Here is a 1,019-nt window from a genome sequence, read left to right as displayed (position 1 = left end):
GCAAATAGGCATTCATCTGCCCAATAGCGTCGCCGTCATTGGTCGCCAAGATTTGCTCTTTAATCATCTCAACAGGCGGCAATGGCAAGTTTTTTAGCAAAGCCAAACGCTGAGCGTTATCACCCTTTAGCACAACCATCTCAATAAGTTGCCGCGCATCGATGGGTAAATCAGGGGTGTTTTGTGCCAATAATGCCAAATGATAAGCACCAGCTGCATCTTGATCGGCGACGATACGCTGCTCAATGGCAATATAAGTCGCTTCGGTTGCGCCGCCTGCTACGCTCAGCTGATGGATACATTTAAGGGCAGAATTTGGCTCATTGCCCGCCATATCGATTAAACGGGTTGATTCGTTTTTTAGATACTCGCGGCGTTTTTCGATAGCCGCTTGTTCAGCCGCCTCCTGCTGCTCCGTTAATTCTGTATTTGGTAATTCCGTGTTTGCTAAGTGATTATTCATATAACTCTCGCTTTTAGGCAAAATATATTTATCTTGGACACTATATGGGGCTAAAAGCGATAAAAACAATAAATTGCATAGACAATAAAAAACCTGAATAGCCTTTCTTCATAAAGTAGAATGGCTATTCAGGTTTACTTTGCTAAAATTTTTAAACGATTTATTATTGAGGCTTATCAACTGCCCAATAAAAACGCTTAACCATTAAGCAGCAGGACTATTGGCTTCAACCAAAGGTTTTAGCTCGCCTGATTGGTACATTTGCAAAATGATGTCTGAACCGCCCATCAATTCACCGTCGATCCATAATTGCGGGAACGTTGGCCAATTAGCAATCTTCGGTAACGTAGCACGAATTTCTGGGTTTTCTAGAATATTAACATAAGCAAATGGACGGCCAATTTGAGTCAAAACTTCAATTGACTTGGCAGAAAAACCACACTGTGGAAACTGCGGTGTGCCTTTCATATAAAGGATGACTTTATTGTCTTTAATTTGATCACGAATCAACTGTTCAACATCGTTTGCAGCAGTATTTGGGGTTTGCTCGCTCATA

General features: G+C 41.7%; 2 protein-coding genes. Both read right to left on the bottom strand.

Translation table 11 applies throughout. The features are described 5' to 3' along the window. On the bottom strand, positions 1-463 hold a 463-nt coding region (locus V7D75_RS12445), incomplete at its 3' end, for a hypothetical protein (RefSeq protein ID WP_333614809.1). A gap of 204 nt (positions 464-667) precedes the next feature. Next, a complete protein-coding gene (grxD, locus tag V7D75_RS12440) occupies positions 668-1,018 on the bottom strand; it encodes a Grx4 family monothiol glutaredoxin (RefSeq protein ID WP_068408679.1) in 351 nt (116 codons plus the stop codon). Between the last annotated feature and the right edge of the window lies 1 nt (position 1,019).

Origin of the sequence: Psychrobacter sp., from assembly GCF_036731945.1 — a bacterium.
Classification (GTDB): domain Bacteria; phylum Pseudomonadota; class Gammaproteobacteria; order Pseudomonadales; family Moraxellaceae; genus Psychrobacter.
The sequence above is the reverse complement of the archived record's forward strand: the minus strand, read 5'-3'. Positions and strand labels throughout refer to the sequence as shown.

Coding starts and splice junctions, on each gene's coding strand:
- grxD (WP_068408679.1), bottom strand. CDS start 1,018: ATGAGCGAGCAAACCCCAAATACTGCTGCAAACGATGTTGAACAGTTG.